General features: G+C 70.8%; 11 protein-coding genes. 7 read left to right on the top strand and 4 right to left on the bottom strand.

The annotated features are described in order from the left end of the window. Nucleotides 1-393: 393 nt before the first annotated feature. On the top strand, nucleotides 394-1,548 hold the full coding sequence (locus tag GGR71_RS09590; protein ID WP_160957508.1) for a pectate lyase family protein: 1,155 nt from the start codon (nucleotides 394-396) through the stop codon (nucleotides 1,546-1,548). A 262-nt stretch (nucleotides 1,549-1,810) separates the two neighbouring features. Here GGR71_RS09590 and GGR71_RS09595 read toward each other — a convergent pair whose 3' ends face one another. From GGR71_RS09595 to GGR71_RS09605, 3 genes are all read right to left on the bottom strand, one after another. Continuing rightward, a complete protein-coding gene (locus tag GGR71_RS09595; protein ID WP_160957507.1) occupies nucleotides 1,811-4,753 on the bottom strand; it encodes a valine--tRNA ligase in 2,943 nt (980 codons plus the stop codon). Nucleotides 4,754-4,862: 109 nt separating this feature from the next. After that, nucleotides 4,863-5,288, bottom strand: a complete 426-nt coding sequence (locus tag GGR71_RS09600; protein ID WP_184451914.1) for a DNA polymerase III subunit chi — start codon at nucleotides 5,286-5,288, stop codon at nucleotides 4,863-4,865. 124 nt (nucleotides 5,289-5,412) lie between these two features. Next, complete coding sequence (locus tag GGR71_RS09605; RefSeq protein WP_160957505.1) at nucleotides 5,413-6,897, bottom strand: leucyl aminopeptidase; 1,485 nt, start codon at nucleotides 6,895-6,897, stop codon at nucleotides 5,413-5,415. Nucleotides 6,898-7,004: 107 nt separating this feature from the next. On the opposite strand from GGR71_RS09605, the gene lptF reads away from it, so the two are divergent. After that, nucleotides 7,005-8,090 (top strand): LPS export ABC transporter permease LptF, encoded by a 1,086-nt coding sequence (lptF, locus tag GGR71_RS09610; protein WP_160957504.1) that lies wholly within the window; start codon nucleotides 7,005-7,007, stop codon nucleotides 8,088-8,090. Then, on the top strand, nucleotides 8,087-9,193 hold the full coding sequence (gene lptG, locus GGR71_RS09615) for an LPS export ABC transporter permease LptG (RefSeq protein WP_048491582.1): 1,107 nt from the start codon (nucleotides 8,087-8,089) through the stop codon (nucleotides 9,191-9,193). The genes lptF and lptG overlap by 4 nt, the downstream gene beginning before the upstream one ends. A 305-nt stretch (nucleotides 9,194-9,498) precedes the next feature. On the opposite strand, the gene GGR71_RS09620 is transcribed toward lptG, so the two are convergent. After that, entirely contained in the window at nucleotides 9,499-9,975 is a 477-nt protein-coding gene (locus GGR71_RS09620) for an RDD family protein (protein WP_160957503.1), read from the bottom strand. Between the two features lie 190 nt (nucleotides 9,976-10,165). Between GGR71_RS09620 and xerD the strand changes: the two genes are divergently transcribed. From xerD to GGR71_RS09645, 4 genes are all read left to right on the top strand, one after another. Beyond that, nucleotides 10,166-11,140 (top strand): site-specific tyrosine recombinase XerD, encoded by a 975-nt coding sequence (gene xerD, locus GGR71_RS09625; RefSeq protein ID WP_160957502.1) that lies wholly within the window; start codon nucleotides 10,166-10,168, stop codon nucleotides 11,138-11,140. 101 nt (nucleotides 11,141-11,241) lie between these two features. Next, entirely contained in the window at nucleotides 11,242-12,048 is an 807-nt protein-coding gene (locus tag GGR71_RS09630) for a DsbC family protein (protein WP_160957501.1), read from the top strand. A gap of 403 nt (nucleotides 12,049-12,451) precedes the next feature. Continuing rightward, nucleotides 12,452-16,516, top strand: a complete 4,065-nt coding sequence (purL, locus tag GGR71_RS09635; protein WP_160957500.1) for a phosphoribosylformylglycinamidine synthase — start codon at nucleotides 12,452-12,454, stop codon at nucleotides 16,514-16,516. Between the two features lie 1,071 nt (nucleotides 16,517-17,587). Next, nucleotides 17,588-25,810, top strand: a complete 8,223-nt coding sequence (locus tag GGR71_RS09645; RefSeq protein ID WP_456362606.1) for an ESPR-type extended signal peptide-containing protein — start codon at nucleotides 17,588-17,590, stop codon at nucleotides 25,808-25,810. Nucleotides 25,811-25,966 lie beyond the last annotated feature (156 nt).

The raw sequence follows: 25,966 nt of genomic DNA on the forward strand, positions 1-25,966 counted from the left end.
GTCGATCGACAAGGCCTGGCGCTCACTGCCCCTGTCTGTTGCGGTTTTCCCGGCGTTTTCGCGCCCTCGCACGCGATCCCCGCAATGTCGCCTCCTGTCGGTGGGACAGCGTTGTTGTCCCGCAGCGATGGCGAGGCGGCGCGTTGCCGCGCGCAGGCGATTCGTGCGCGATGGATCACACATCGTGTGACTGGATCGTGGGGTGCTGTCGTCGCCTCTTTACACGCGCCACGCGCTCCCTACAGTGCGCGCCTCTTCGGCGCCTGCCTCCCACGAAGGCATGACCCGCAGTTGTCCGAGGGGACAGCGACCGCGCAGGCGTCGCCGTGCATTCCGCTGTCGCGGAGCACGTGCGCCTGCGTCCAAACCACGCATGCTCACGAGGTTTCCAGGATGACCACGCAGTCCCTCATCGCTTCATCGCCGCGTTCGCCGCTGCGCACGCTCGGCCTGGCCCTGTGCCTGGCCGGCCTCGCCGGCGCTGCCCATGCCGACGCCAGCCTGGAGGTCGCCAGCACCGGCTGGGCGACGCAGAACGGCGGCACCAAGGGCGGTTCCAAGGCCGCCGCCGCCGACGTCTACAGCGTCAGCACCGCGGCGCAATTGAAGGCCGCACTGAAGGCCAGCGCCGGCAGCAACGGCCGCATCATCAAGATCAACGGCATCATCGACATCAGCGAAGGCACGCCCTACAGCACCACCGCGGACATGAAGAGCCGCGCGCGCCTGGACGTGCCCACCAAGACCACGCTGATCGGTGTCGGCAGCAACGCCGAGATCCGCGAGGGCTATTTCTACGTCAAGGCCAACGACGTGATCGTGCGCAACATCACCATCGAGAATCCATGGGACCCGCAACCGGTGTGGGATCCGAACGACGGCAGCGCCGGCAACTGGAATTCCGAGTACGACGGCATGACCATCGAGGGCGCCAGCAACGTGTGGGTGGACCATGTGACCTTCACCGACGGCCGTCGCACCGACGACCAGAACGGCACCGCCAACGGCCGGCCCAAGCAGCACCACGACGGCGCGCTGGACATCAAGAAGGGCGCCAACTACGTCACCGTGTCCTACTCGGCATTCAAGTCGCACGAGAAGAACAACCTGATCGGCTCTAGCGACAGCGCTTCCAGCACCGACAGCGGCAAGCTCAAGGTGACCATCCACAACACCTTGTTCGAGAACATCTCCGCGCGCGCGCCGCGGGTGCGCTTCGGCCAGGTGCACCTGTACAACAACTACCACGTGGGCAGCACCAGCAATGCGGTGTATCCGTTCTCCTACGCGCACGGCGTCGGCAAGGAGTCGAAGATCTTCTCCGAGAACAACGTCTTCGACATCAGCGGCGTGAGCAACTGCGACAAGATCGCGGCCGACTACGGCGGCAGCGTCTACCGCGATTTCGGCTCGCTGCTCAACGGTCAGGCGCTGACCTGTTCCTGGAACAACAACATCGGCTGGACCCCGCCGTACACCTATTCGCTGCTGCCGGCGAACAAGGTGGCGGCGGACGTCAAGGCCAAGGCCGGCGCCGGCAAGCTCTGAGGAAGTCGCTGTGCCGCCGCCTGGAAGGCCGGGCGGCGGTGTGGTGTGGTCATGCTCAGTGTCGTCGCTTCGCCGGTCGACGGCGTAAGAGAATTGGAGCGTTGTTCGCGATGCCTGACGATGCGGCGTCGCGGCTGGATCCAATGGGCAGGACGCCGGCACTCTCGCAGCGAGCTCGAATTCATGTTGTAGGAGCGGCTTCAGCCGCGACCCGTTAGGGACGGAGGTCGCGGCTGAAGCCGCTCCTACAACCAGGGTGACGCTACAGCTTGGCGCGCTGCGCGCGCAGGCCGTCGAGCTGCGCGCTCCATTCGACCAGGCGCTGGCGTTCCTGCTCGACCACCGCGGCCGGCACCTTGTCGGTGAACTTGCCCAGCTTGGCCTCGCTCTTGTCCTTCTCGGACGCGACGCGGGCGATCTCCTTGTCCAGGCGCAGGCGCTCGGCATCCAGGTCGACCAGGCCTTCCAGCGGCACCAGCAGCTTCAGTTCGCCGACGATGGCGGTGGCCGCGGCCGGCGCCGGTGCGCCGTCGTCCAGCCACTGGATGGCCTCGAGCTTGAGCAAGAAGCGCAGTTGCGCGGCGAACCGCTCGACCCGCGCGCGGTCCTGCGCCTGGCCGCCCTGCAGCAACAGCGGCACCTGCCGCGACGGTGCCACCTGCAGTTCGCTGCGCACGCGGCGCAGCGCCGACACCATCGCCTTCAGCCATTCGACGTCGGCCGCGGCGCCGTCGTAGGCGGATACGTCCATCGACGCCGCGTCGGGGTAAGGCTGCAGCGAGATGGTCGGCGCGGAGATGCCCAGGCGCGGCGCCACCTGCTGCCACAGTTCCTCGGTGAGGAACGGGGTGAGCGGGTGCAGCAGGCGCAGCAGGGTTTCCAGCACGTGCAGCAGGGTGTGGCGGGTGCTGTCGGCGGCGGCCGCGTCGTCGCCGCTCAGCGCCGGCTTGGCCAGTTCCAGGAACCAGTCGCAGAACGCATTCCAGGCGAATTCGTACAGGCATTGCGCCAGCAGGTCGAAGCGGTACGCGGCGAACTGCGCCTGCGCCTCGGCCGTGACCGCCTGCAGGCGCAGCAGGATCCACTTCTCGGCATCGGTGACCGGCTGATGCAGTTGCGGGTCCCGGGTCCCGGGTCCCGGGTCCCGGCCATCCGTATTCATCAGTACGAACCGACTCGCATTCCACAGCTTGTTGCAGAAGTTCTTGTAGCCCTCGGCGCGGCCCAGGTCGAACTTGATGTCGCGGCCGTGACCGGCCAGCGCGGCGATGGTGAAGCGCAGCGCGTCGGCGCCGTGGGCGGCAATGCCGTTCGGGAATTCCTTGCGCGTGGCCTTCTCGATCTTGGGGGCGTCCTGCGGCTTCATCAGCCCAGTGGTGCGCTTGGCGACAAGGTCCTCGATGCTGATCCCGTCGATGATGTCCAGCGGATCGAGCACGTTGCCCTTGGACTTGGACATCTTCTGGCCTTGCGCGTCGCGGATCAGGCCGGTGATGTAGACGTCGCGGAACGGCACCTTGCCGGTGAAGCTGTCGGTGGCCATGATCATCCGCGCCACCCAGAAGAAGATGATGTCGAAGCCGGTGACCAGCACGCTCGACGGCAGGTAGCGGTCGAAGCCGCGCTCGGCCATAGCCTGCGGCTCCGGCCAGCCCATGGTCGCGAACGGCCACAGCTGCGAGGAGAACCAGGTTTCCAGCACGTCGCTGTCCTGGTGCAGGGCGACGTCGGCGCCGAGGCCGGCCTTGGCGCGCGCGTCGGCCTCGTCGCGGCCGACGTAACAGTTGCCGGCGTCGTCGAACCAGGCCGGAATGCGATGGCCCCACCACAGCTGGCGGCTGATGCACCAATCCTGGATGTTCTCCATCCAGTGGCGATAGGTGTTGATCCAGTTCGGCGGCACGAACTGGATCTGCCCGGACTCGACCAGCTCCAGGCCGCGCTTGGCCAGCGCATCCATCTTCACGAACCACTGGTCGGTGAGATACGGCTCGATCACCTGGCCGGTGCGGTCGCCGCGCGGCACCTGCAGCTTGTGCGGCTTTGTCTCGACCAGGATGCCGAGGTCTTCCAGATCTGCCAGTACCGCCTTGCGCGCGTCGAAGCGGTCCAGGCCGCGGTACTTGGCGGGAATACGTTCGGGGCTGAAGAGGTCATCGGGGACGAGCACGCCGCTATCGGACGGATCGTTTTTCGACAGCTCGTCGCTGATTTCCGCATGGCTGTCTGGCGCACCGATGATCTTTGCGTCCTTGGTCAGGATGTTGATCATCGGCAACCCATGCCGCACGCCGACCTGGTAGTCGTTGAAGTCGTGCGCCGGCGTCACCTTGACCACGCCGGTGCCGAACGCGCGGTCCACGTAGTCGTCGCCGATCACCGGCACGCGGCGGCCGGTCAGCGGCAGGGTCACCGTCTTGCCGATCAGGTGCGCGTAGCGCGCATCCTCCGGGTGCACCATCACCGCGGTATCGCCGAGCAGGGTCTCCGGGCGGGTGGTGGCGACCACCAGGTAGTCGCGGGTCTCGCGCAGGGTCTCGTTGCCGTCGGCGTCGTGCTCGACGTGCTCGTAGCTGGCGCCGTCCTCGAGCTGGTAGGCGATCGACCACAGGAAGCCGTCTTCCTCCACGTTCTCCACTTCCAGGTCGGAGATCGCGGTCTTCAGCACCGGGTCCCAGTTGACCAGGCGCTGGCCACGGTAGATCAGGCCCTGTTCGTGCCAGCGCACGAACGCCTCGATCACTGCCGCCGACGGCTGCGGATCCATGGTGAAGGTGCTGCGCGACCAGTCGGCCGAGGTGCCGAGGCGACGCATCTGCCGCTCGATGGTGTCGCCGGAGTGCTGCTTCCACTCCCACACCTTGGCGATGAAGCCGTCGCGGCCCAGCGAATCGCGGGTCTCGCCCTTGCCTTCCAGCGCCAGGTTGCGCGACACCACCATCTCGGTGGCGATGCCGGCGTGGTCGCTGCCGACCTGCCACAGCGTGTCGAAGCCGCGCATGCGGTGATAGCGCACCAGCGCGTCCATCAGCGTCTGCTGGAAGGCGTGACCCATGTGCAGCGTGCCGGTCACGTTCGGCGGTGGCAGCAGCACGGTGTACGGCGCGCCCTGCCCGGACGGCACGAAGTAACCGGACGCTTCCCATTGCGCGTACAGGCGCGATTCGAAGGAAGTGGGATCGTAGCTGGAGGCGAGGGTGGTCATGGAGAAGCCGGGATTGGGGATTGGTGATTCGGGATTTTTTGCCGTGCGGTGCCGATGAGGGAGTGGGGCAGGGATTCATCTCGAATCCCCAATCCCCACTCCCGGCTCCTCACATATCGTGCTTGCTGACCGCGTAGCCCTGCGCTTTGTACTGCTTCCAGCGCTCGCGCAGCGGGTCGCGCGCGGACGGGTCGGCCGGTACCACTTCCAGCACGCGGTCGCAGGCGCCCAGGTAGGGCGCATCGCGCAGGTTGATCACCAGCGGGCGCTGCGGCGCCTCGACGCCGGGCGGGACGATCAGCACCTGTGCCTCTTCTTCGTCGGCATCGGCGTCGGCGATCTGGTGCGGGATGTAGGCGTCGGCATCGAACGCCCACAGCAGCTCGTCCAGTTCCTCGGCCTGGGCCATGTCGCGCGCCAGCACCAGCGTCCACAGGTTGGCGTCGTTGGCCTTGCGCGCCAGTTCGCACACCAGCCGCAGCGGTTCGTTGAGGAACCGCGGCTTGGCGATCAGGTAGAAGTCGGCGCGCATCAGAGCTGGGATTCGTTAGTGGGGATTGGGGATTGGCAACCGCGGATCACGGCTGCCTGCTGGAGCAAGGGGTGCGGAAAGGGAGCGCTGAGGCGCCTTTCACGAATCCCCAATCCCGACTCCCCAATCACGCCGCGCCGCCCGCGGCGCGGTCGAGCAACCACTGCGACAGCAGGCCCACCGGGCGGCCGGTGGCCATGCCGCGCTTGCCTTCGTCGCTGGCCACGCCAGCGATGTCCAGGTGCGCCCAGCGCTGGCCTTCGGTGAAGCGCGACAGGAAGCAGCCGGCGGTGATCGCGCCGGCCCAGCGGCCGCCGATGTTGTAGACGTCGGCGAAGCTGGAATCCAGCAGGCCCTGGTACTCGTCCCACAGCGGCAGGCGCCAGGCGCGGTCGAACACGTACTCGCCGGCGGCCAGCAGTTCTTCCGCCAGGTCGTCGTGCTTGCTCATCAGCCCGGCGGTCTGGTGGCCGAGGGCGACCATGCAGGCACCGGTGAGGGTGGCCACGTCGATCAGCGCCGCCGGCTTGAAGCGCTCGGCGTAGGTCAGTGCGTCGCACAGGATCAGGCGGCCCTCGGCGTCGGTGTTGCCGACCTCGATGGTCTTGCCGGACATGCTGGTGATCACGTCGGACGGACGGTAGGCGTTGCCGTCGATCGCGTTCTCCACCGCCGGCACCACCACCACCAGGTTCAGCGGCAGGCGCGCGGTGGCCGCGGCGACAAAGGTGCCGATGACGTTGGCGCCGCCGCACATGTCGTACTTCATCTCCTCGATGCCGCCCTGGGTCTTCAGGTTGACGCCGCCGGTATCGAAGGTGATGCCCTTGCCGACCAGCACGTAGGGCTGGGCGTCGCCGCCACCATGCCACTTCAGCACCAGCAGCCGCGGCCGGTTGGCCGAGCCGCGCGCCACTGCCAGCAGCGAGCCCATGCCCAGCTCCTGCATCTGCGTCTCGTCGAGGATCTCGGCCTCGGCGCCGTCCACGCCCTGCGCGAAGGCGGCGGCGGTCTCGGCCAGGTAGGCCGGGGTGCACAGGTTCGGCGGCAGGTTGCCCAGTTCGCGGGCGAACGTCACGCCGGCGGCGATCGCCTCGCCCTGGGCCAGCGCGGTGGCGTCGTCGCCGTGCACGGCCAGGCGGGCGAGGCCGCTGTCGTCGGGCTTCTTCTTGCCGAGGGTGGCGGTGTAGCGGTAGCAGGCGTGGTCGCTGGCGATCACCGCCTGGCGGATCGCCCAGGCCTGATCGCGGCCCTTGACCTCCAGTTCGCTCAGGGTCAGCAGCGCACTGGTCGCCGGCCCGCTCTTGAGGGCGCGCGCGGCGTCGCCGACCGCCTTCAGGTACTGCGGCACGCCGAACTTGGCGGCGTCGCCCAGGCCCACGGCCAGCACGCGCGGTGCGCTCACGCCAGGCAGGTCGTGGAGCAGGGCGGTGGCGCCGGTCTTGCCGCTGACGTCGCCGCGCTCGGCCAGCGCGGTCAGGCGTCCGCCGCTGGCCGCGTCCAGGGCCTGGGCGGCCGGGGACAGGCGCTTGTCGGCGAACACGCCGACGACGATGCAGTCGAACGCCGCGGTGGCCGGGGCGTCGTGGTTCAGGGTGAATTCCAGGGCCATTGATCAGATTCCGTTGGCAAATCCGTACAATCGCGGACTCTTTACCCCCAGTCGGATAGGCTGGGGCAGCCGCGAACGAATCCGAGAGTTTAAATCAACCCACCCCCATGCCGAAGCTCGATCGATACCTGCTGCGCGATTTCGTCCAGAGCTTCTCGGCCACCCTGATCGTGCTGCTGGTGGTCAGCGTCGGTGGTGTGCTGGTGGACATCCTGGGCAACATCGCCGATGGCCGCATCCCGGCCAAGTTGTTGTTTTCACAGCTCGGCCTGCAGTTCGTGGTGTACCTGCCGCTGATCCTGCCGCTGGCGCTGATGCTGGGCCTGCTGCTGGCGCTGGCGCGCCTGTACCGCGACTCGGAAATGGCGGTGATCACCGCCATCGGCGTGGGCCCGCGGCGCCTGCTGCGGCCGATCCTGATGCTGGTGATCCCGGTGGTGACCCTGGTCGGCATGTGCTCGCTGTGGCTGGGTCCCTGGGCCGACCGCACCTCCGACCGGCTGATCGACGAGGCCAACCACAGCCTGCTGATGGCCGGGCTGGAGGCGGGGCGCTTCACCCCGCTGTCCGATGGCGGCATCGTCTACATCAGCACCCTGTCCGGGGACGGCACCAAGCTCAGCAAGGTGTTCATGCAGCGGCAGAAGGACGGCCGCCTGGACGTGGTCACCGCGCAGCGCGGCGCGATGTTCTTCGAGGGCAAGGCCGATCGCTACCTGCGCCTGGAGGACGGCTACCGGGTCGAGGGGCCGCTGGCCGGCGATGGGTTGGACTACCGCATGATGCGTTTCGTCAGCAACGACGTGGCGTTGCCCGACCGCAACGCCGCGCGCAAGGACGACGACCCCGAACTGCTGCCCACCGGCAAGTTGATCGGCGATCCGCGCCCGCAGGCCAATGCGCAGTTGCATGCGCGCCTGGCGCCGCCGCTGCTGGCGCTGGCCTTTGCCCTGCTGACCCTGCCGTTGTCGCGCAGTTCGCCGCGGCAGCAGCGCTATGGCCGGATCATGCTGGCGTTCCTGGCCTACCTGGTCGGCACCAACCTGATGTTCCTCGGCACCCAGTGGCTGAGCACCGAGAAGCTGCCGCGCGCGCTCGGCCTGTGGTGGTTGACACTGCCGTTGCTGGCGTTGTCGGTCTGGATGTACCTGCGCGATGGCCGGCTGTCGCGGCCGCGGAGGCAGCCGGCATGAGGCTGCGTCCGAACCTGCACGATGTGTACGTGGGCCGCGCCGTGCTCGGCACGGTGCTGCTGACCTGGGCGGTGCTGCTGGGCCTGGACGTGATCATGGCCCTGTCCAACGAGTTCAAGGTCATCGGCACCGGCAGCTACAGCCTGGGCCATGCCGCCGCCTTCGTGGCCTATACGGTGCCGCGCCGCGCCTACACCCTGTTCCCGACCGGCGCGGTGATCGGCGTGCTGATGGGCCTGGGCCAGCTCGCCGCCACGTCCGAACTGACCGCGCTGCGCGCGCTGGGCCTGTCGCGGCGCCGGCTGAGCCTGGCCGCGGCCTCGACCATGGCGGTGCTGACCGTGGCGATGGTGGTCAATGGCGAGACCCTGGCGCCGTGGGCGCAGAACCAGGCCGATGCGATCAAGGCCAACGCCAAGTACAACGGCGACATGAGCATGGCCCGCTATTCGGGGCTGTGGGCGCGCGAGGGCAATACCTTCCTCAACGCGCAGGCTGGCGAAGAGCACCTGGAGGACGGCGGCGGCACCTGGCTGGAGCTGCGCGACGTGCGCCTGTACACGCTGGACGAGAGCGGCCGGCTGGCTTCGCTGACCCATGCCGCCATCGCCGAGCACCGGCACAGCGGCTGGACCCTCAAGCAGGCCTATCGCGACACCTTCGCCGAGCGCTCGGTACAACGCGAGAAGTTCGACAGCCTGCCGTGGCAATCGCGGCTGGATGCGGCGGCGCTGGCCTCGGGCCTGGCCAAGCCGCGCAACCTGTCGGCGCGCGACCTGCACACCAGCATCGAGTACCGCCGCCGCAACGGCCTGGACGCGCGCGACTACGAGGACCAGTACTGGAGCCGCTGGTTCTATCCGCTGAACGTGCTGGCGCTATGCTTCGCCGCGATCCCGTTCGCGTTCGGCGCGCTGCGCAGCGGCGGCATGGGCAAGCGCCTGTTCCTGGGCATCCTGTTCGCCCTGGTGTTCTGGCTGCTGCAGCTGTTCTTCGGACGCATGGCCGGCGCCCTGAAGTTCGACTACCGCATCGCCTACGCCTTGCCGCCGCTGGTGATGCTCACCGTGTCCTGGTTGCTGTTCCGAAAACGCAGCAGTTAGCGCGTCGCATCCATCCTGGTGCGAAAGGCGCGTATCGCGCGCCGTCGCGCGCCCATGTGCTGCGGTCAGGGCTTGGTTTTGGGCTGGCGGATCAGGCCGGTGCCGCTGGCGCGGTCGTGCCGCGCCGCAGTGGTCCCGATGTGGCAGGAGTGTTTGGCGCGCCGCCGCGCGCCCATGTGCTGCGGTCAGGGCTTGGTTTTGGGCTGGCGGATCAGACCGGTGCCGCTGGCGCGGTCGTGCCGCACCGCAGTGGTCCCGATGTGGCAGGAGCGTTTGGCGCGCCGCCGCGCGCCCATGTGTTACGGTCAGGGTTTGGCTTTGGGCAGGCGTGTCAGATAGGTGCCGCTGGCCCGGTCATGCCACGTCAGCCGTTCCCGATCGATCAGCGCCCACCAGAACCCCAGCCCGCCCAGCAGCAGCGACACCGTGCCGACCAGATAGCGCCGCCACAGCGCGCCCCAACCTGGCGCGTTGCCGTCGGCACCGTGCAGGCGTAGCCGCCACGGACGCATGCCCAGGGTCTGGCCGCCGCGACGCCAACTCAGCGTCGCATACAGGCCGGCCACCACCCAGCAGCACAGCCACAGCAGCCACTGCAGGGCGCTGAACGGAGCGATGTTCTCGCGCGGCGCATGGCCATCCAGCGTGTAGCCGAGGGTGAACAGCGCCGAGACCACGAACCACAGCGCCAGCACCGGCCAGGCGTCGTAGAACAGTGCCAGCAGCCGCCACAACAGCAGCGCGCGTGGACGTGGGGTGGAAGCGGGAGGCGGTGCGCTCATCGGCACAGCTTAGAGCCAGTCGCGCGCTTTGCGGTGGACCGCGTGTCGCGCGGCTCGCGCGTGCGCAGCCCTGCGCTCGTCCCGCCCACATCGACCTTGCGCCCCCCTGCAAAGCCGCTAGGCTTTCCCGATTCCCGATTCCCGATTCCCGATTCCCGATTCCCGATTCCCGATTCCCGATTCCCCCCACATGCCCTCCCTGCATTCCCCCGCCGAACGCCGCCAGCAGACGCAACGGCTCGCGCCGCTGCGCGAGGCCGATACGGTGGCGATCCAGCAGTTCCTGGATGCGGCCTGGGCCGAGCAGGGGTTGGCGCGGCAGAGCCTGGACAGCTACCGCCGCGACCTGGAGGGCTTCGCGCGCTGGCGCGACGGCACCGGTGGTGGCCTGGCCGGTGCCGATCGGCAGGCGCTGTTCGACTACCTGGCCTGGCGCACCGAACTGGGCTATTCGCCGCGCAGCAATGCGCGCTGGCTGTCGTCGCTGCGCGCGTTCTTCGCGCTGCGCGTGCGCCGTGGCGAGCGCGGCGACGATCCGACCGCGCTGCTGGAACCGCCGCGGCTGCCGCGTTCGCTGCCCAAGGCGCTGGCCGAGAGCCAGATCGATGCACTGCTGGCGGCGCCGGACGCGACCGCACCGGCCGGGCTGCGCGACCGCGCCATGCTCGAGCTGATGTACGCCGCCGGCCTGCGCGTCAGCGAACTGGTCAACCTGCCGGCCAATGCGGTGAATCTGCGCCAGGGCGTGCTGCGGGTCACCGGCAAGGGCAGCAAGGAGCGGCTGGTGCCGCTGGGCGAGGAATCGCAGCACTGGCTGCAGCGCTACCTGGACAGCGCACGGCCGGCGTTGACGGCCGGGCAGCCGGTGCCGGCCAGCGACGGCGTGGTGCCGCTGTTCATCGATGCCGCGCGGCGCGCGTTGACCCGCCAGCAGTTCTGGGTGCTGGTCAAGCGTTACGCCGCGGTGGCCGGGATCGATCCGGCGAGGATCAGCCCGCACGGGCTGCGCCACAGCTTCGCCACGCATCTGCTCAACCGCGGCGCCGACCTGCGTGCGCTGCAGATGCTGCTCGGTCACAGTTCCCTGTCCACCACCCAGATCTACACCCTGGTCGCGCGCGAGCACCTGCAGAGCCTGCACCGCAAGCATCATCCACGCGGTTGAGCGGGCGCCGCGACGTGCATGGCGCACGCTCAGCCTGTCTACATGGACCGTGCCGGGGGGTGTGCGACAATCCGGCGATTCGCAGCCCTCATGGATCGCCAATGCTCCGTTTTGCTTTTTGCGCGCTGCTGGGCGCGGCTTCGCTCTCCGCCTGCGCACAGTCCACCACCCCTCCGGCCGGCGCTGCCGCGGCGGCCAAGTCTGCTCCTGCCGCCAGCGGCGCACCGGGCGAGCAGCGCGTGCGCTCGGCGCTGCTGGAGCTGGATCCCAACTTCAAGCCCGATTACATCGGCGCCGCGCCGTTCCCGGGTTTCCGCGAAGTGGTGGTCGGCGGGCAGGTGCTGTACGTCTCCGACGACGGCCGCTATCTGTTCCAGGCGCAGCCGTTCGACATCCAGGAAAAGCAGTTCGCTTCCAGCGAGGGCCTGCTGAGCTACCGCCGCAAGCTGCTGGAATCGGCGCCGCGTGCCGATCGCATTGTGTTCGCCCCGGCCAATCCCAAGTACACCATCAGCGTGTTCACCGACATCGAATGCGGCTACTGCCGCAAGCTGCACAGCGAGATCGGCGAGCTCAACAAGCAGGGCATCGCCGTGGAATACCTGGCGTTCCCGCGCATGGGCCTGGGCAGCCAGGACTACAAGGACATGGTCGCGGTGTGGTGCGCGGCGGACAAGAAGAAGGCGCTGACCGACGCCAAGGCCAGCGGCAAGGTGCCGGGCGCGGCCAACTGCAAGAACCCGGTGACCATGCAGTACAACCTGGGCCAGCGCCTGGGCGTCAACGGCACCCCGGCGATCTTCGCCCCCGACGGCACCCAGCTCGGCGGCTACCTGCCACCGGCCAAACTGCGCGAAGCCCTGGACAAGCGCGCGGCCGAAGCGACCAAGGCGGGCGGAGGCCGCTGAGCGCTGGCGCGCGGGGATTGGGCATTCGGGATTGGGGATTCGCTGGAGCGCTGCTGCGGCGGATTCCGATGCGGAGCGCCACGCGTCCGGATCCGAGATCCTGAATCCCCAGATCCACTGAGATCAAAACGCCGTCAGTGCGTCCCATGGCGAGCGTCCACGCGCGGGACGCCGCTCTGCAAAGCCAGAATCCCCATCCCGGCAGCGACCCAGGCCGGGGCGTGCATTAGCGCTGGCGAACGGGGATTCGGGATTGGGGATTGGGGATTGGGCATTCGCCGAGGCGCTGCCGCAGCGGCGTCCCCGCACGGAACGCCGCTTTTGCCGATCCCAAATCCCGAATCCCGAATCCCCAATCCCGGCTTACAATAGCCAGCCCGTTTCCTCACACGGTTCCCCGGACATGATCGTCCTCGAGGGCGCTTCCGCCCTTTCGCCGTTCCGTCGCGCTCGGCTCGAAACCCGCCTGCAGTCCCTGGTTCCCGGCGTGCGCATCGTCGGCGCCTGGCACGTGTACTTCCTCGACGGCGACGACGCCGGGCAACTGGACCTGGTCGCGGCCCGCCGCATCCTGCAGGCGCAGGACGCGCCGGCGCCGGCCGACGCGGGCACCTGCTCGCGCTACGTGGTGCCGCGGCTGGGCACGCGCTCGCCGTGGTCGAGCAAGGCCACCGAACTGGTCCGCGGTGCCGGCCTGGCGATCCGCCGGGTCGAACGCGGTACCCGCCTGGACCTGGTCGGCTGGCCGCAGGCGCCGGCCGACCAAGCCGCGCTGGCCAGGCTGCTGCACGACCCGATGACGCAGTCGCTGCTGGACGGCGCCGCACAGGCGCAGGCGCTGTTCCAGGCGCCGGCGCGCGGCGAGGTCGAGCGCATCCCGCTGGATGCGTTGGAAGCGGCCAATGCGCGCCTGGGCCTGGCCCTGGCCCAGGACGAGATCGATTACCTGCGCCAGCGCTTCGGCGAGCTCGGCCGCGATCCGGCCGACGTGGAACTGATGATGTTCGCGCAGGCCAACTCCGAGCACTGCCGGCACAAGATCTTCAACGCCAGCTGGACCATCGACGGCAAGGAGCAGGACCGCTCGCTGTTCCGGATGATCAAGCACACCCACCAGCAGACTCCGCAGCACACGCTCAGCGCGTACAGCGACAACGCGGCGGTGGTGGAAGGGCATCCGGCCGCGCGCTATCGCCCGGATCCGGCCAGTGGCGAATACCGCAGCGAGGCGGTGACGCCGTCGGCGTTCTGCATCAAGGTCGAGACCCACAACCACCCGACCGCGATCGCGCCGTTCCCGGGCGCCTCCACCGGCGCCGGCGGCGAGATCCGCGACGAGGGCGCCACCGGCCGCGGCGGCAAGCCCAAGGCCGGCCTGACCGGCTTCAGCGTTTCGCACCTGCGCATTCCCGGCCTGCCGCAGCCGTGGGAGGGCGCGCGTCCGCTCAACCCGCGCATGGCGCCGGCGCTGGAAATCATGCTGGACGGCCCGCTCGGCGGCGCCGCGTTCAACAACGAATTCGGCCGGCCCAACCTGCTCGGCTATTTCCGCAGCTTCGAACTGCCGGAGACCCAGGAGCTGACCCGCGCCTACGACAAGCCGATCATGCTGGCCGGCGGCCTGGGCGCGATCGACCGCGTGCAGGTGGAGAAGATCCCGCTGCAGCCCGGCGATGCGGTGATCGTGCTCGGCGGCCCGGCGATGCTGATCGGCCTGGGCGGCGGCGCGGCCAGTTCGGTGGCCTCCGGCGACAGCGCCGAGGACCTGGATTTCGCCAGCGTGCAGCGCGACAACCCGGAGATGGAGCGGCGCGTGCAGGAGGTCATCGACCGCTGCGTGGCGCTGGGCGCGGACAACCCGATCCGCTGGTTCCACGACGTCGGCGCCGGCGGCCTGTCCAACGCCATCCCCGAACTGCTGCACGACTCCAGCGTGGGCGGGATCATCGACCTGGACCGCGTACCCAGCGACGACCCGTCGCTGTCGCCGATGCAGCTGTGGTGCAACGAATCGCAGGAGCGCTACGTGCTCGGCGTGCCGCAGGCGCGCCTGGCCGAATTCGCCGCGATCTGCGAACGCGAGCGCTGTCCGTTCGCCGCTGTCGGCGTGGCGACCGCCGAGGAGAGGCTCGTCGTGGGTTACGGAACGCTCGGGACCCGGGACCCGGGACCCGGGACCCGGGAAGAGCAAACGCAACAGCACGAGCCGGCCGCTTTGGCCGTTCCGGGTCCCGGGTCCCGGGTCCCGGGTCCCGATCAGCACCCCATCGATCTCCCCATGGACGTCCTCTTCGGCAAGCCGCCGAAGATGCATCGCGACACCCGGCAGCCGCCGGCGCCGCGTTGGCCGGAGCTGGACACCGAGGCGCTGGACCTACGCGAGGCGGGGCTGCGGGTGCTCGCCCATCCGACCGTGGCGGCGAAGAGCTTCCTGGTCACCATCGGCGACCGCAGCGTCGGCGGCCTGACCGCGCGCGAGCAGATGATCGGACCCTGGCAGCTGCCGCTGGCCGATTGCGCGATCACCCTGGCCGGCTTCGACACCCACGCCGGCGAAGCGATGGCGATCGGCGAGCGCACCCCGCTGGCCCTGCTGGATGCCGCCGCAGCCGCGCGCATGGCGGTGGGCGAAGCGATCACCAACCTGTGCGCGGCGCCGGTGCAGGCGCTGGACCAGGTCAAGCTCTCGGCGAACTGGATGGCCGCGGCCAACCACGACGGCGAGGACGCGCGCCTGTACGCCGCGGTCAAGGCGGTGGGCATGGAACTGTGCCCGCAACTGGACCTGAGCATCCCGGTGGGCAAGGACTCGCTGTCGATGCAGGCGCAATGGAGTGTGGCTGGGATTCGGGAGTCGGGATTGGGGATTGGGGAGAGCGCCGCGCGCGCGGATAGCGCTTCTGCGAATCCCGAATCTCCACTCCCCACTCCCGGCGTCAGCGAGACGCACAAAAGCGTCTCGCCCGTCTCGCTCATCGTCTCCGCCTTCGCGCCCGTCGCCGATGCGCGGGCGCAGCTGACGCCGTTGTTGGCGCGCGAGGCCGAGAGCGAGCTGTGGCTGATCGGGCTGGGCGGCGGCAAGCAGCGCCTGGGCGGTTCGGTGCTGGCGCAGGTGCATGGCGACGGTGCGCTGCCGGCCTTCGGCGGCGCAGTGCCGGACCTGGACGATCCGCAGCGGCTGCGCGCGTTCTTCGAGCTGATCCGCGATGCGCGCGAGGCCGGCATGCTGCTGGCGTATCACGACCGCAGCGATGGCGGCGCGTTCGCCGCGCTGTGCGAGATGGCGTTCGCCTCGCGGCAGGGCCTGGACATCACTCTCGATGCCTGGGGCGACGATCCGTTCCGCAGCCTGTTCAACGAGGAACTGGGTGCGGTGGTGCAGGTCGCCAGGGAAGACCGCGCCGCGTTCGCCGATCTGGTCGAGCGGCATGCGCTGACCGAGTGCGCGCAGCGCATCGCCCGGCCCAGCACCGCCGCCGCGGTGCGTGTTGGCCTGGGCGGCAAGATTTTGGCCGAGTGGCGCTGGGACGAGCTGTTCGATACCTGGTGGTCGGTGACCCACGCCATGCAGACGCTGCGCGACAACCCCGACAGCGCCGCCGAGGAACGCGCGCTGGCGCGCGATTTCGCCGCGCCCGGGCTCAGGCCCAAGTTGGCCTTCGACCCGGCCGAGGACATCGCCGCGCCGTTCGTCGCCAGCGGCCAGCGGCCGAAGGTGGCGATCCTGCGCGAGCAGGGCGTCAACGGCCAGATCGAGATGGCCAATGCGTTCGAGCAGGCCGGGTTCCGCGCCTTCGACGTGCACATGAGCGACCTGATCGCCGGCCGCGTGGACCTGGCCGATTTCGTCGGCCTGGCCGCCTGCGGCGGCTTCAGCTACGGCGACGTGCTGGGTGCCGGCCGCGGCTGGGCCACCTCGATCCTGGAGCGGCCGGCGCTGCGCGATGCCTTCGCCGCGTTCTTCGCGCGTGCGGACACCTTCGCCCTGGGCGTGTGCAACGGCTGCCAGATGCTCAGCCAGCTCAAGGACATCATCCCCGGTGCCGAGCACTGGCCGCGCTTCCTGCGCAACCGCAGCGAGCAGTTCGAGGCGCGCACCAGCCTGCTGGAAGTGGTGGAGTCGCCATCGATCTTCCTGCGCGGCATGGCCGGCTCGCGGATCCCGGTGGCGGTGGCGCACGGCGAAGGCCGCGCCGAATTCGACAGCGCCGTGGACCAGGCCGCCGCGCGGGTGGCGCTGCGTTTCGTCGATGGTCATGGCGCCGTCGCGACGCAGTACCCGCTGAACCCGAACGGCTCGCCCGACGGCATCACCGGCCTGACCAGCGACGACGGTCGGGTGACCATCCTGATGCCGCATCCGGAACGCACCCTGCGCTCGCTCAACCTCAGCTGGCATCCGGCCGAGTGGCCGGACGCGTCGCCGTGGCTGCGCATGTTCCGCAATGCGCGGGTGTGGGTGGGCTGAACCCGGCGTCGCCCCGGCGCGCTCGCCGCGATGGCGGCGCGCCTGCGCGGTCGACATCGACGGTGCCGTGTTTGGCGCCCTGATCGTGGCCTGACGATGGCGCTGGCCAGGAGTGCCGTCGGCAGCGCCATGGCGCCACGGTGGCGGCCATGCGCTGTGGGGTCCGGGATGCATACCGGACAGCGCCCGGGATCCGTCGCGCGGCGCATGCGCTGGATCGCGCGTCGCTGTGTCCGATGTGGGAGGGACTTCAGTCCCGACGCGGGACCGCGTGCAGGCCGGCCGAGCCGGCGGTTTGACCGCCGATGCCGTCGATTTCCTGTGTGTCGAGTGGGTTTCTCGTCGGCGCGTCCCGGCTTCGGATGATCTGACCGTGCGCGGTCGCGGCTGAAGCCGCTCCTACGAAAATCACGGTGCGTGGGCGCCTTGCGCGCTGCTGTCATGGCGGCAGCGTGCGTGTGCCTGCGCCATCCGCCGCCGCAAGCCAGCGAGCGGTACACGTGCCCTCTCGTGGCGCTCTCTGCTGCGGTGGCCCCATCGTGGCAGCACGCACCCGTTGTCGGGCACTCAGGTCGCTCCGCCGCGCGACCGCTCGCCCCATTTCGCGCAACCGGCGCCATGCGCCTCCGTCTGGAGCGGTTGCCGGGCGTCTGCTGACGGGCTTTGGCGCGTGTACCACCCTTTTGCGTCAAGTCCTTGACAGGAAAAGAAATCGCCTGCGGGGCGGCATGTCAAGGATGGCAAGGTGCGTGCCGAAAAATTGGCGGGACTTGGTTGTTTTCATTGATATTTATCGAAAATTTAACGAATCGAGGCTGAATTCGCGGTCTTTGTCACGGCTTGTGTCGCATCAAGTCAAAAACTTGACGTACTCGAGAGGCCGGGTTAACACTCGAGTCAGTTCCGCATTCCACCTCGGTTCATACAGCTCCGAGCAGCGACAGGCGTGAGCCTCTCGCGTCCCGGCAGGGACGTGCGGCACCAAAAAACCGACAGGGGGTCGGCCGGCCGGAACGCCGGGCGAGGGTGGCTTTTTGACCAAAAACCAGCCGAATTGAGGAGCAGTCGTCGATGAATCGGATTTATCGCAAGGTCTGGAACAACGCACTGGGGATGTGGGTGGTGGCATCGGAACTGGCCAGCGGCGATGCGCGCGGCGCCGTCGTCCGCGACCGCCGTGCCGCACGCGCACACGGCCTGGCCCTGGCCGGCGCGATCGCCCTGGCGCTGGGCGCCGGCGCCCTTCCCACCAGCGCCCAGGCGCAGGCCCTGCAGATCGGCGACAACGCCAGCGCCAGCGGCGACTACGCCACCGCGGTCGGTGCCGAGAGCAACGCCAGCGGCGCGCAGAGCACCGCGACCGGCGCGGCCAGCAACGCCAGCGGCGACGGCAGCGTGGCCAGCGGCACCCTCAGCGAAGCCAGCGGCGTGGAGGCCAGCGCGCTCGGCTACTACAGCACCGCCAGCGGCGATGGCGCGACCGCGCTCGGCGCCGAGAGCATCGCCTCCGGCGCGGCCAGCGCCGCGGTCGGCGTGGCGGCCGACGCGACCGGCGCGTACGCCACGGCGGTCGGCGGCTTCTCCAGCGCCAGTGGTTTCAACAGCACCGCGGTGGGCAACAGCGCGGTCGCGCAGGGCCGCAACAGCGTGGCGCTGGGCGCCGATGCGGTGGCCGACCGCGACGACAGCGTCTCGGTCGGCAAGGCCGGCAACGAACGCCAGATCACCAACGTGGCCGCCGGCACCGAAGCCACCGACGCGGTCAACGTGGCGCAGCTCGACGCGGTCAAGCAGACCGCCGACACCACCGCCAAGTACTTCCAGTCCAGCGGCAGCGACGCCAGCGATGCCGGCGCCTACGTCGAGGGCGCCAATGCGATCGCCGCCGGCGAAGGCGCCAACGCCATCGGCAACGGCGCCAGCGCGCTGGGCAGCGGCGCTACCACGCTGGGCGGCAATGCCACTGCGGTCGGCAGCAACGCCACCGCCGTCGGCGCCTCGGCGACCGCGGTCGGCGGTGCGCTGTCGATCGTCGACGACAATGGCGAGGTGCTGCTGGAAGGCACCACCACCGCCGCCGCGCAGGGCGCCAGCGCATTCGGCGCCGGTGCGCAGGCCAATGGCGCGTTCTCCACCGCGCTGGGCACCGCGGCGCGCGCCGACGGCACGCAGAGCACCGCCACCGGCTTCTCCGCCGCCGCCACCGGGTTGGCGGCGACCGCCACCGGCGGCTTCAGCCAGGCCGGCGGCGACTTCGCCTCCGCGTTCGGCTACGGCGCCAATGCCAGCGGTGGCGATGCCGTGGCGGTGGGCTTTTCCAGCCTCGCCAGCGGCGTGTCCAGCACCGCCGTCGGCGGCAGCGTGCTCGGCCTGTTCACCACCGAGGCGCAGGGCGAAGGCGGCAGCGCGTTCGGCGCCGGTGCCTGGGCCAACGGCGCCTTCTCCACCTCGGTCGGCTGGCTGAGTTCGGCCGACGGCGCCTCCAGCGCCGCGTTCGGTGCCGCGTCCTGGGCGCAGGCCGACGACTCCACCGCGCTTGGCTACGGCGCCAAGGCCGCGGCCAGCGGCAGCGTCGCGCTGGGCCAGGGATCGGTCGCCGATCGCGCCGAAACGGTGTCGGTGGGCAGCGCCGGCAAGGAGCGGCAGATCGCCAACGTCGCCGCGGGCACCGAGGGTACCGATGCGGTGAACCTGGATCAGCTCGATGCGGTCAAGCAGGTGGCCGACGGCACCGCGCGGCTGTTCGCCGGCAGCGGCGACGGCGCCGCGCTGGCGCAGGGTCAGCAGGCCACCGCCGCCGGCGCCGATGCGCTGGCCGATGGCGACTACACCACGGCCGTCGGCTCCACCAGCACCGCCGCCGGCCTCGGCGCCGCGGCGCTGGGCAGCGGTGCGGTCGCCAGCGGCGACCACGCCAGCGCGGTCGGCACCGATGCCACCGCGGTCGGCACCTCGGCCACGGCGATCGGCAGCACCGCGACGGTGTACGAGTACGACGCGGACGGCTTCATCGTCGGCAGCCGCGAGCAGACCACGCAAGCCCTCGGCGTGGCCGCCACCGCGGTCGGTGGCGGCGCGCAGGCGCTGGATCCGCTGACCACCGCGGTCGGCACCGGCACCTCGGCCAGCGGCGTGCAGAGCACCGCGCTGGGCTATCACGCGCAGACCTTCAACGACGGCGCCACCGCGGTCGGCGGCCTGTCCGAGGTGGCCGGCGACCTGGGCACGGCGGTGGGCTACAGCTCCCGCGCCGCCGGCGACTACGCCACCGCGATGGGCATCGGCGCACGCGCCACCGCCACCAGCACGGTGGCGGTGGGCATGAACGCGCTGGCCAGCGGCACCGACAGCGTCGCCGTGGGCGGCGTCAGCACCGCCGCGGCCAGCGCCGGCAACAGCATGGGCATCGCCGCCGCCACCGGCGTCGGCGGCATCGCCCTGGGCGCCGGCGCGCAAAGCCAGTCCGACTACGCGATCGCGCTGGGCTACAACGCCAACGTGTTCCCGAACCTGCCGGGCAATACGGACTCGGTGGCGATCGGCCACAGCGCCGGCTCGTTCGCGCCGTACACGGTGTCGCTGGGCAGTTATGCGCTGGCCTCCGGCGACGGCGGCATCGCGCTGGGCTACAAGGCCACCGCGTGGAACGCCGACAGCGTCGCGCTGGGCGCGCGCGCGGTGACCTCGACCTTCAACAGCAACGGCACGGCGCTCGGCACCGACAGCCAGGCCAATGGCAGCGACGCCACCGCGATCGGCTATGGCGCGCGCGTCAGCAGCTGGCTCGACGATGCGCGCGACCAGGCGCCGACCAATGCGGTCGCGCTTGGCGCGCATTCCTACGCCGCGCGCGACAACAGCGTGTCGGTCGGCGACGTGGCCAATGGCCTGACCCGGCAGATCACCAGCGTCGCTGCCGGCACCGAGGCCACCGACGCGGTCAACGTGGCGCAGTTGCAGGAGGCCGGCAAATACCTGCAGGCCAGCGCCGGCAACAGCGATGCCGGCGCCTACGTCGAAGGCGAGGATGCGCTGGCCGCCGGCGAGGCGGCCAATGCCATCGGCAACGGCAGCACCGCGCTCGGTGCCGGCGCCGACGCGCTCAACAACGGGGCCACCGCGGTGGGCAGCGGCGCGGTCGCGGCCGGCCAGAACAGCGCCGCCTTCGGTACCAACGCGCAGGCCACCGGGCCGGCGGCGGTGGCGGTCGGCGGGGTGGCGGTGGACGCCAACGGCGAGCCGCTGATCACCAAGAGCGGGGTAGCGGTGGATACCGGCGCCACCAGCGCCGGGGTCGGCGGTACCGCGCTGGGCGCCAGCGCCGATGCCAGCGGTTTCGCCGCCTCGGCGGTCGGCGTGGGTGCCTACGCCGGCGGCGCGCAGGCGTCGGCCTTCGGTGCGGTGGCCAACGCCACCGGCGACTACGCCACCGCGGTCGGCACCCAGAGCGCGGCCACCGGCACCAGCAGCGTCGCGGTCGGTGGTCCGGCCGACCTGATCCCGGGCCTGGGCCTGTTCGTGCAGACCCAGGCCAGCGGCGCCAACGCGGCCGCGTTCGGCGCCGGCGCGATCGCCTCGGGCGACGACTCCACCGCCACCGGCAGCATGACCGAAGCCTCGGGCCTGCAGAGCACCGCGCTGGGCTACTTCGCCTATGCGCCGGGCGACCATGCCAGCGCGCTGGGCGCGCAGTCCTGGGCCAGCGGCGCCAACAGCACCGCGCTGGGCTACTACAGCACCGCGTTCGCGGCCGACAGCGTGGCGCTGGGCGCCAATTCGGTGGCGCGCCGCGCCAACACGGTCTCGGTCGGCGATGCCGGCAGCGAGCGGCAGGTCGTCAACGTCGCCGCGGGCACGCAGTCCACCGATGCGGTCAACCTCGCGCAGCTGGATGCGGTGCGTGCCACCGCCGAGAGCACCTCCAAGTTCTTCGCCCACAGCGGCGGCACGGTCGGCGCCTATGCCGACGGCGACGGTGCGCTGGCCGCCGGCGATGCGGCCAATGCCTACGGCGCCGGCGCGGCGGCGTTCGGCAGCGGCGCGGCGGCGATGGGCGATGACGCGGTCGCGCTCGGCAACGGCAGCAGCGCCAGCGGCACCGGCGGCACCGCCATCGGCGGCCGCGGCCAGGCCTACGACCAATACAACCAGCCGATCGTCGATGCCGACGGCAAGCCGGTGCTGGTCGGCGCCAATGCCGGCGAGAACGCCACCGCGCTCGGTGCCGGCGCGCAGGCGACGGGCAGCGTCGCCACCGCCACCGGCTACGGCGCGCAGGCCACCGGCGACCACAGCACTGCAGGCGGCTACAAGGCGCGGGCGACCGGCAACTACAGCCTGGCGCAGGGCGACAACGCCTGGGCCAGCGGCGAGGACGCCAGTGCGGTCGGCGCCTACGCCTGGGCGACGGCCGATGGCGCGTCGGCGTTCGGCACCTCGGCCTGGGCCACCGGCGCCAACGCCTCGGCGTTCGGCACCGGTGCGTGGGCCAGCGGCAGCGGCGCCACCTCGATCGGCTTCAACAGCTGGGCGCCGGGGCTGAGCGCCACTGCGGTCGGCCGCGGCGCCTTCGGCTACGGCAACTACAGCGTGGCGCTGGGCTTCCAGGCGCTGGGCAACCAGGTCAACACCATCGCCATTGGCACCAATACCGTGGCCGATGCGGAAAGCGCGATCAGCCTCGGTGCCGGCAGCGAGGCCACCGCCGCCAATGCGGTGGCGCTGGGCGCCGGGGCGGTTGCCGACCGTGCCTACAGCGTGTCGGTGGGCAGCGCCGGGCAGGAGCGGCAGATCACCAACGTCGCCGCCGGTACCGAGGCCACCGATGCGGTCAACGTCGCCCAGCTGGATGCGGTGAAGCAGGCGGCGGCGACCACCAGCAAGTACTTCCAGGCCAGCGGCAGCACCGACAGCGATGCCGGCGCGCTGGTCGACGGCGACAACGCGCTGGCCGCTGGCGAAGCCGCCAACGCCACCGCCGACGGCGCCACCGCGCTCGGCGGCGGCGCCAATGCCGTGGCCGCCGGGGCGACCGCGATCGGCTTCAATGCCGTCTCCAGTGGCGTCGACGCGGTCGCGCTGGGCAACACCAGCCAGGCGTCGGGCGAGAACAGCATCGCCATCGGCAGCAACGCCCAGGCCAGCGAGATCGGCGCCACCGCCAGCGGTGCCGGCGCGCAGGCCAGCGGCACCTATGCCACCGCTACCGGCAACGAAGCGGTGGCCTCGGACAACCAGGCCACGGCGACCGGCTTCCGCAGCACCGCCTCGGGCACCGGCGCCACTGCGCTCGGCGGCTACAGCGAGGCCACCGGCTACCTGTCCTCGGCGCTGGGCTACGGCGCATTGGCCTCCGGCAGCTACGGCACCGCGGTCGGCGTGTCTTCCACCGCCTCTGGCAGCGGCAGCGTGGCGGTAGGCGAGTACAGCGTGGCCTCGGGCGCGGAGAGCGTGGCGGTCGGCGGCACCTCGTTCTTCGGCCTGATCCCGGCCGAGGCCTCGGGCGCCAACAGCGCGGCGTTCGGTGCCGGCGCCGGCGCCACCGCGGACTTCAGCAGCGCGTTGGGCAGCCTCAGCTACGCCAGCGCCGACAGCGCCAGCGCCTTCGGCTACGGCGCCTATGCGTCCGGCGTCAACAGCGTGGCCCTGGGCGCGAACTCCGAGGCGGCGCGCGACAACACCGTCTCGGTGGGGAGCGCCGGCAAGGAGCGGCAGATCACCAGTGTCGCCGCCGGTACCGAGGCCACCGACGCGGTCAACGTCGCCCAGCTCGACGCGGTCAAGCAGTCCGCCGATGCCACCGGCAAGCAGTTCAAGGCCAGCGGCGGCAGCGATCCGGCCGACGATGTCGGCAGCTACGTGGAAGGCAATTACGCCACCGCCGCCGGCGAGGCCAGCAACGCCTACGGCACCGGCGCCTCGGCGTTCGGCAGCGGCGCGCTGGCCGGTGCTCGCTACGCCACCGCGTCCGGCTACAACGCCACCGCCACCGGCGAATCCAGCACCGCGATCGGCGGCTCGCTGTACTACACCGATGCGTCCGGCAACGTGCTGCTCGACGGCACCACCACCGCCAGCGCCGCCGGCGCCACCGCGCTGGGCGCGGGTGCGCAGGCCAGCGGCACGTTCAGCAGCGCCAGCGGCGCCGGTGCCATCGCCAGCGGACTGCAGGCCACTGCCGACGGCTACAAGGCCACGGCCGGCAGCGACTACAGCACCGCGGTCGGTGCCTTCAGCGCGGCCAGCGGTACCCGCACCAGCGCGTTCGGCTACGGTGCGGCAGCGGCGGGCAACTACGCCTCGGCGCTGGGCTGGGGCAGCACCGCGTCCGGCGCGTATGCCGCGGCGCTGGGCTACAGCGCCCGCGCCACCGGCGAGGATGCGACCGCGCTCGGTGCCTCGGCCTGGGCCACGGCGGCGCAGACGACCTCGGTCGGCCAGTTCGCCTGGGCCACGGCGCAAGGCGGCACCGCGATCGGCCAGAACGCCTTCGCCTTCGGCGGCACCAATGCCACGGCGCTGGGCATCAACGCTTCTGCCAGCGGCGCCGGCAGCGTCGCCCTGGGCTCGGGCGCGCGCACCAGCGAAGCCAACGTGGTGTCGGTGGGCGGTGGCAACGGCGTCACTGCACCGGCCACGCGCCGCATCACCAATGTGGGTGCCGCAGTCAACGCCAACGATGCGGTGAACAAGGCGCAGCTGGATGCGGTGGCCACGGCCGCTGGCGACACCAGTGCGCGCTTCCAGAGTTCCGGCACCGCGGTGGCCAGCGCCAGCGGCGTGGACAGCACCGCGGCCGGTGCCGGCGCCACCGCCAGCGGCCTGCGCAGTTCCGCGCTGGGCGTGGGTAGCGTCGCCGCCGGCGCCGGTGCCACCGCCAACGGTGCCGGCAGCTCGGCGACCGGCGCGCGCAGCACCGCGATCGGCCTGCAGACCAATGCGATCGGCGAGAACGGCGTGGCGATGGGCTACAACAGCTTCGTCCGCAACAGCGGCAGCAACGGCGTCGCGCTCGGTGCCAATGCCGGCGTCTCGGCGGACAACGCGGTCGCGCTCGGCGCCGGCTCGCGCGTGTACGAGGCCGACACCGTGTCGCTGGGCAGCGGCAACGGCCGCGGCGGCCCGGCCACCCGGCGCATCGTCAACCTGACCGCCGGCAGCGTCGCCGCCGGCAGCACCGAGGCGATCAACGGCGGCCAGCTGTACCAGTCGCTGAGCAACATGGCCACGTTCCTGGGCGGTGGTGCCGGACTCGGCGCGCAGGGCCTGTTCGTGGCGCCGACCTACGTGATCCAGGGCGCCAGCTACACCAACGTCGGCGCGGCGCTGGCGGCGCTGGACGGCAAGGTCAGCGAACTGGATGCGCGCACCGGCGGCGGCAGCGCCACCGCGGCACGCAGCGCGCGCATGGTCGGCACCAGTGCGGTGGCCGCGCAGGCCACCGAGGCGGCGCCTGCGGCGTCGGCCGCCACGGCTGCAACCGCGGCGGCGGAGACGCCGGTGTCCGGCAGCATCGGCACTGCGCAGGTCGGCGAAAACGTGGCGGTGGCCTCCAGTGCCACGGCGGTGGGGACCGCCGCGCGCGCCAACGACGTCACCGGTACCGCCATCGGCGGCAGCGCGTATGCGCATGGCCCCAACGACACCGCGATCGGCAGCAACGCCAAGGTCAATGCCGACGGCAGCACCGCGGTGGGCGCCAACAGCCACATCGCGGCGGTGGCGACCAACGCGGTGGCGATGGGCGAGGGCGCCAGCGTCAGCGCGGCCTCGGGCACCGCGCTCGGCCAGGGGGCCAGCGCCACCGCGCAGGGCGCGGTCGCACTGGGGCAGGGCGCGGTGGCCGATCGCGCGCAGACGGTCTCGATCGGCAGCGCCGGCAACGAGCGCCAGCTCGCCAACGTCGCCGCCGGCACCCAGGCCACCGATGCGGTCAACAAGAGCCAGCTCGACAACGGCGTGGCCACCGCCAAGTCGTACACCGATGCGCGCTTCGGCACCATGGCCGACAGCTTCGAGGTGCTGCGCGGCGACGTCGATGCGCGGTTGCGCGACCAGGACCGCCGCATCGACCGCCAGGGGGCGATGAGCGCAGCCATGCTCAACATGGCCACCAGCGCCGCCGGCATCCGCACCCAGAACCGGGTCGGCGCCGGCATCGGCTTCCAGAACGGCGAGTCGGCGCTGTCGGTGGGCTACCAGCGTGCCTTCAGCGATCGCGCCACCGTGACCATCGGCGGTGCCTTCAGCAGCGACGACAGCTCCATCGGCATCGGTGCCGGTTTCGGCTGGTGATCCATCGCGGACGGCGGCGCGTGCCGCCGTCCGCCACGCAATGGCCTGAGGGGGCAGACCACAGGACCTTGGCTGGGCCGGCCAACGGATTCGGAAAAGGGAGTTTTTACGGCCGCAACTGTCGCCTGATCCACGAAACTTTGAAGAGGACGTCAA

This window comes from Xanthomonas sp. F1 (assembly GCF_014199855.1).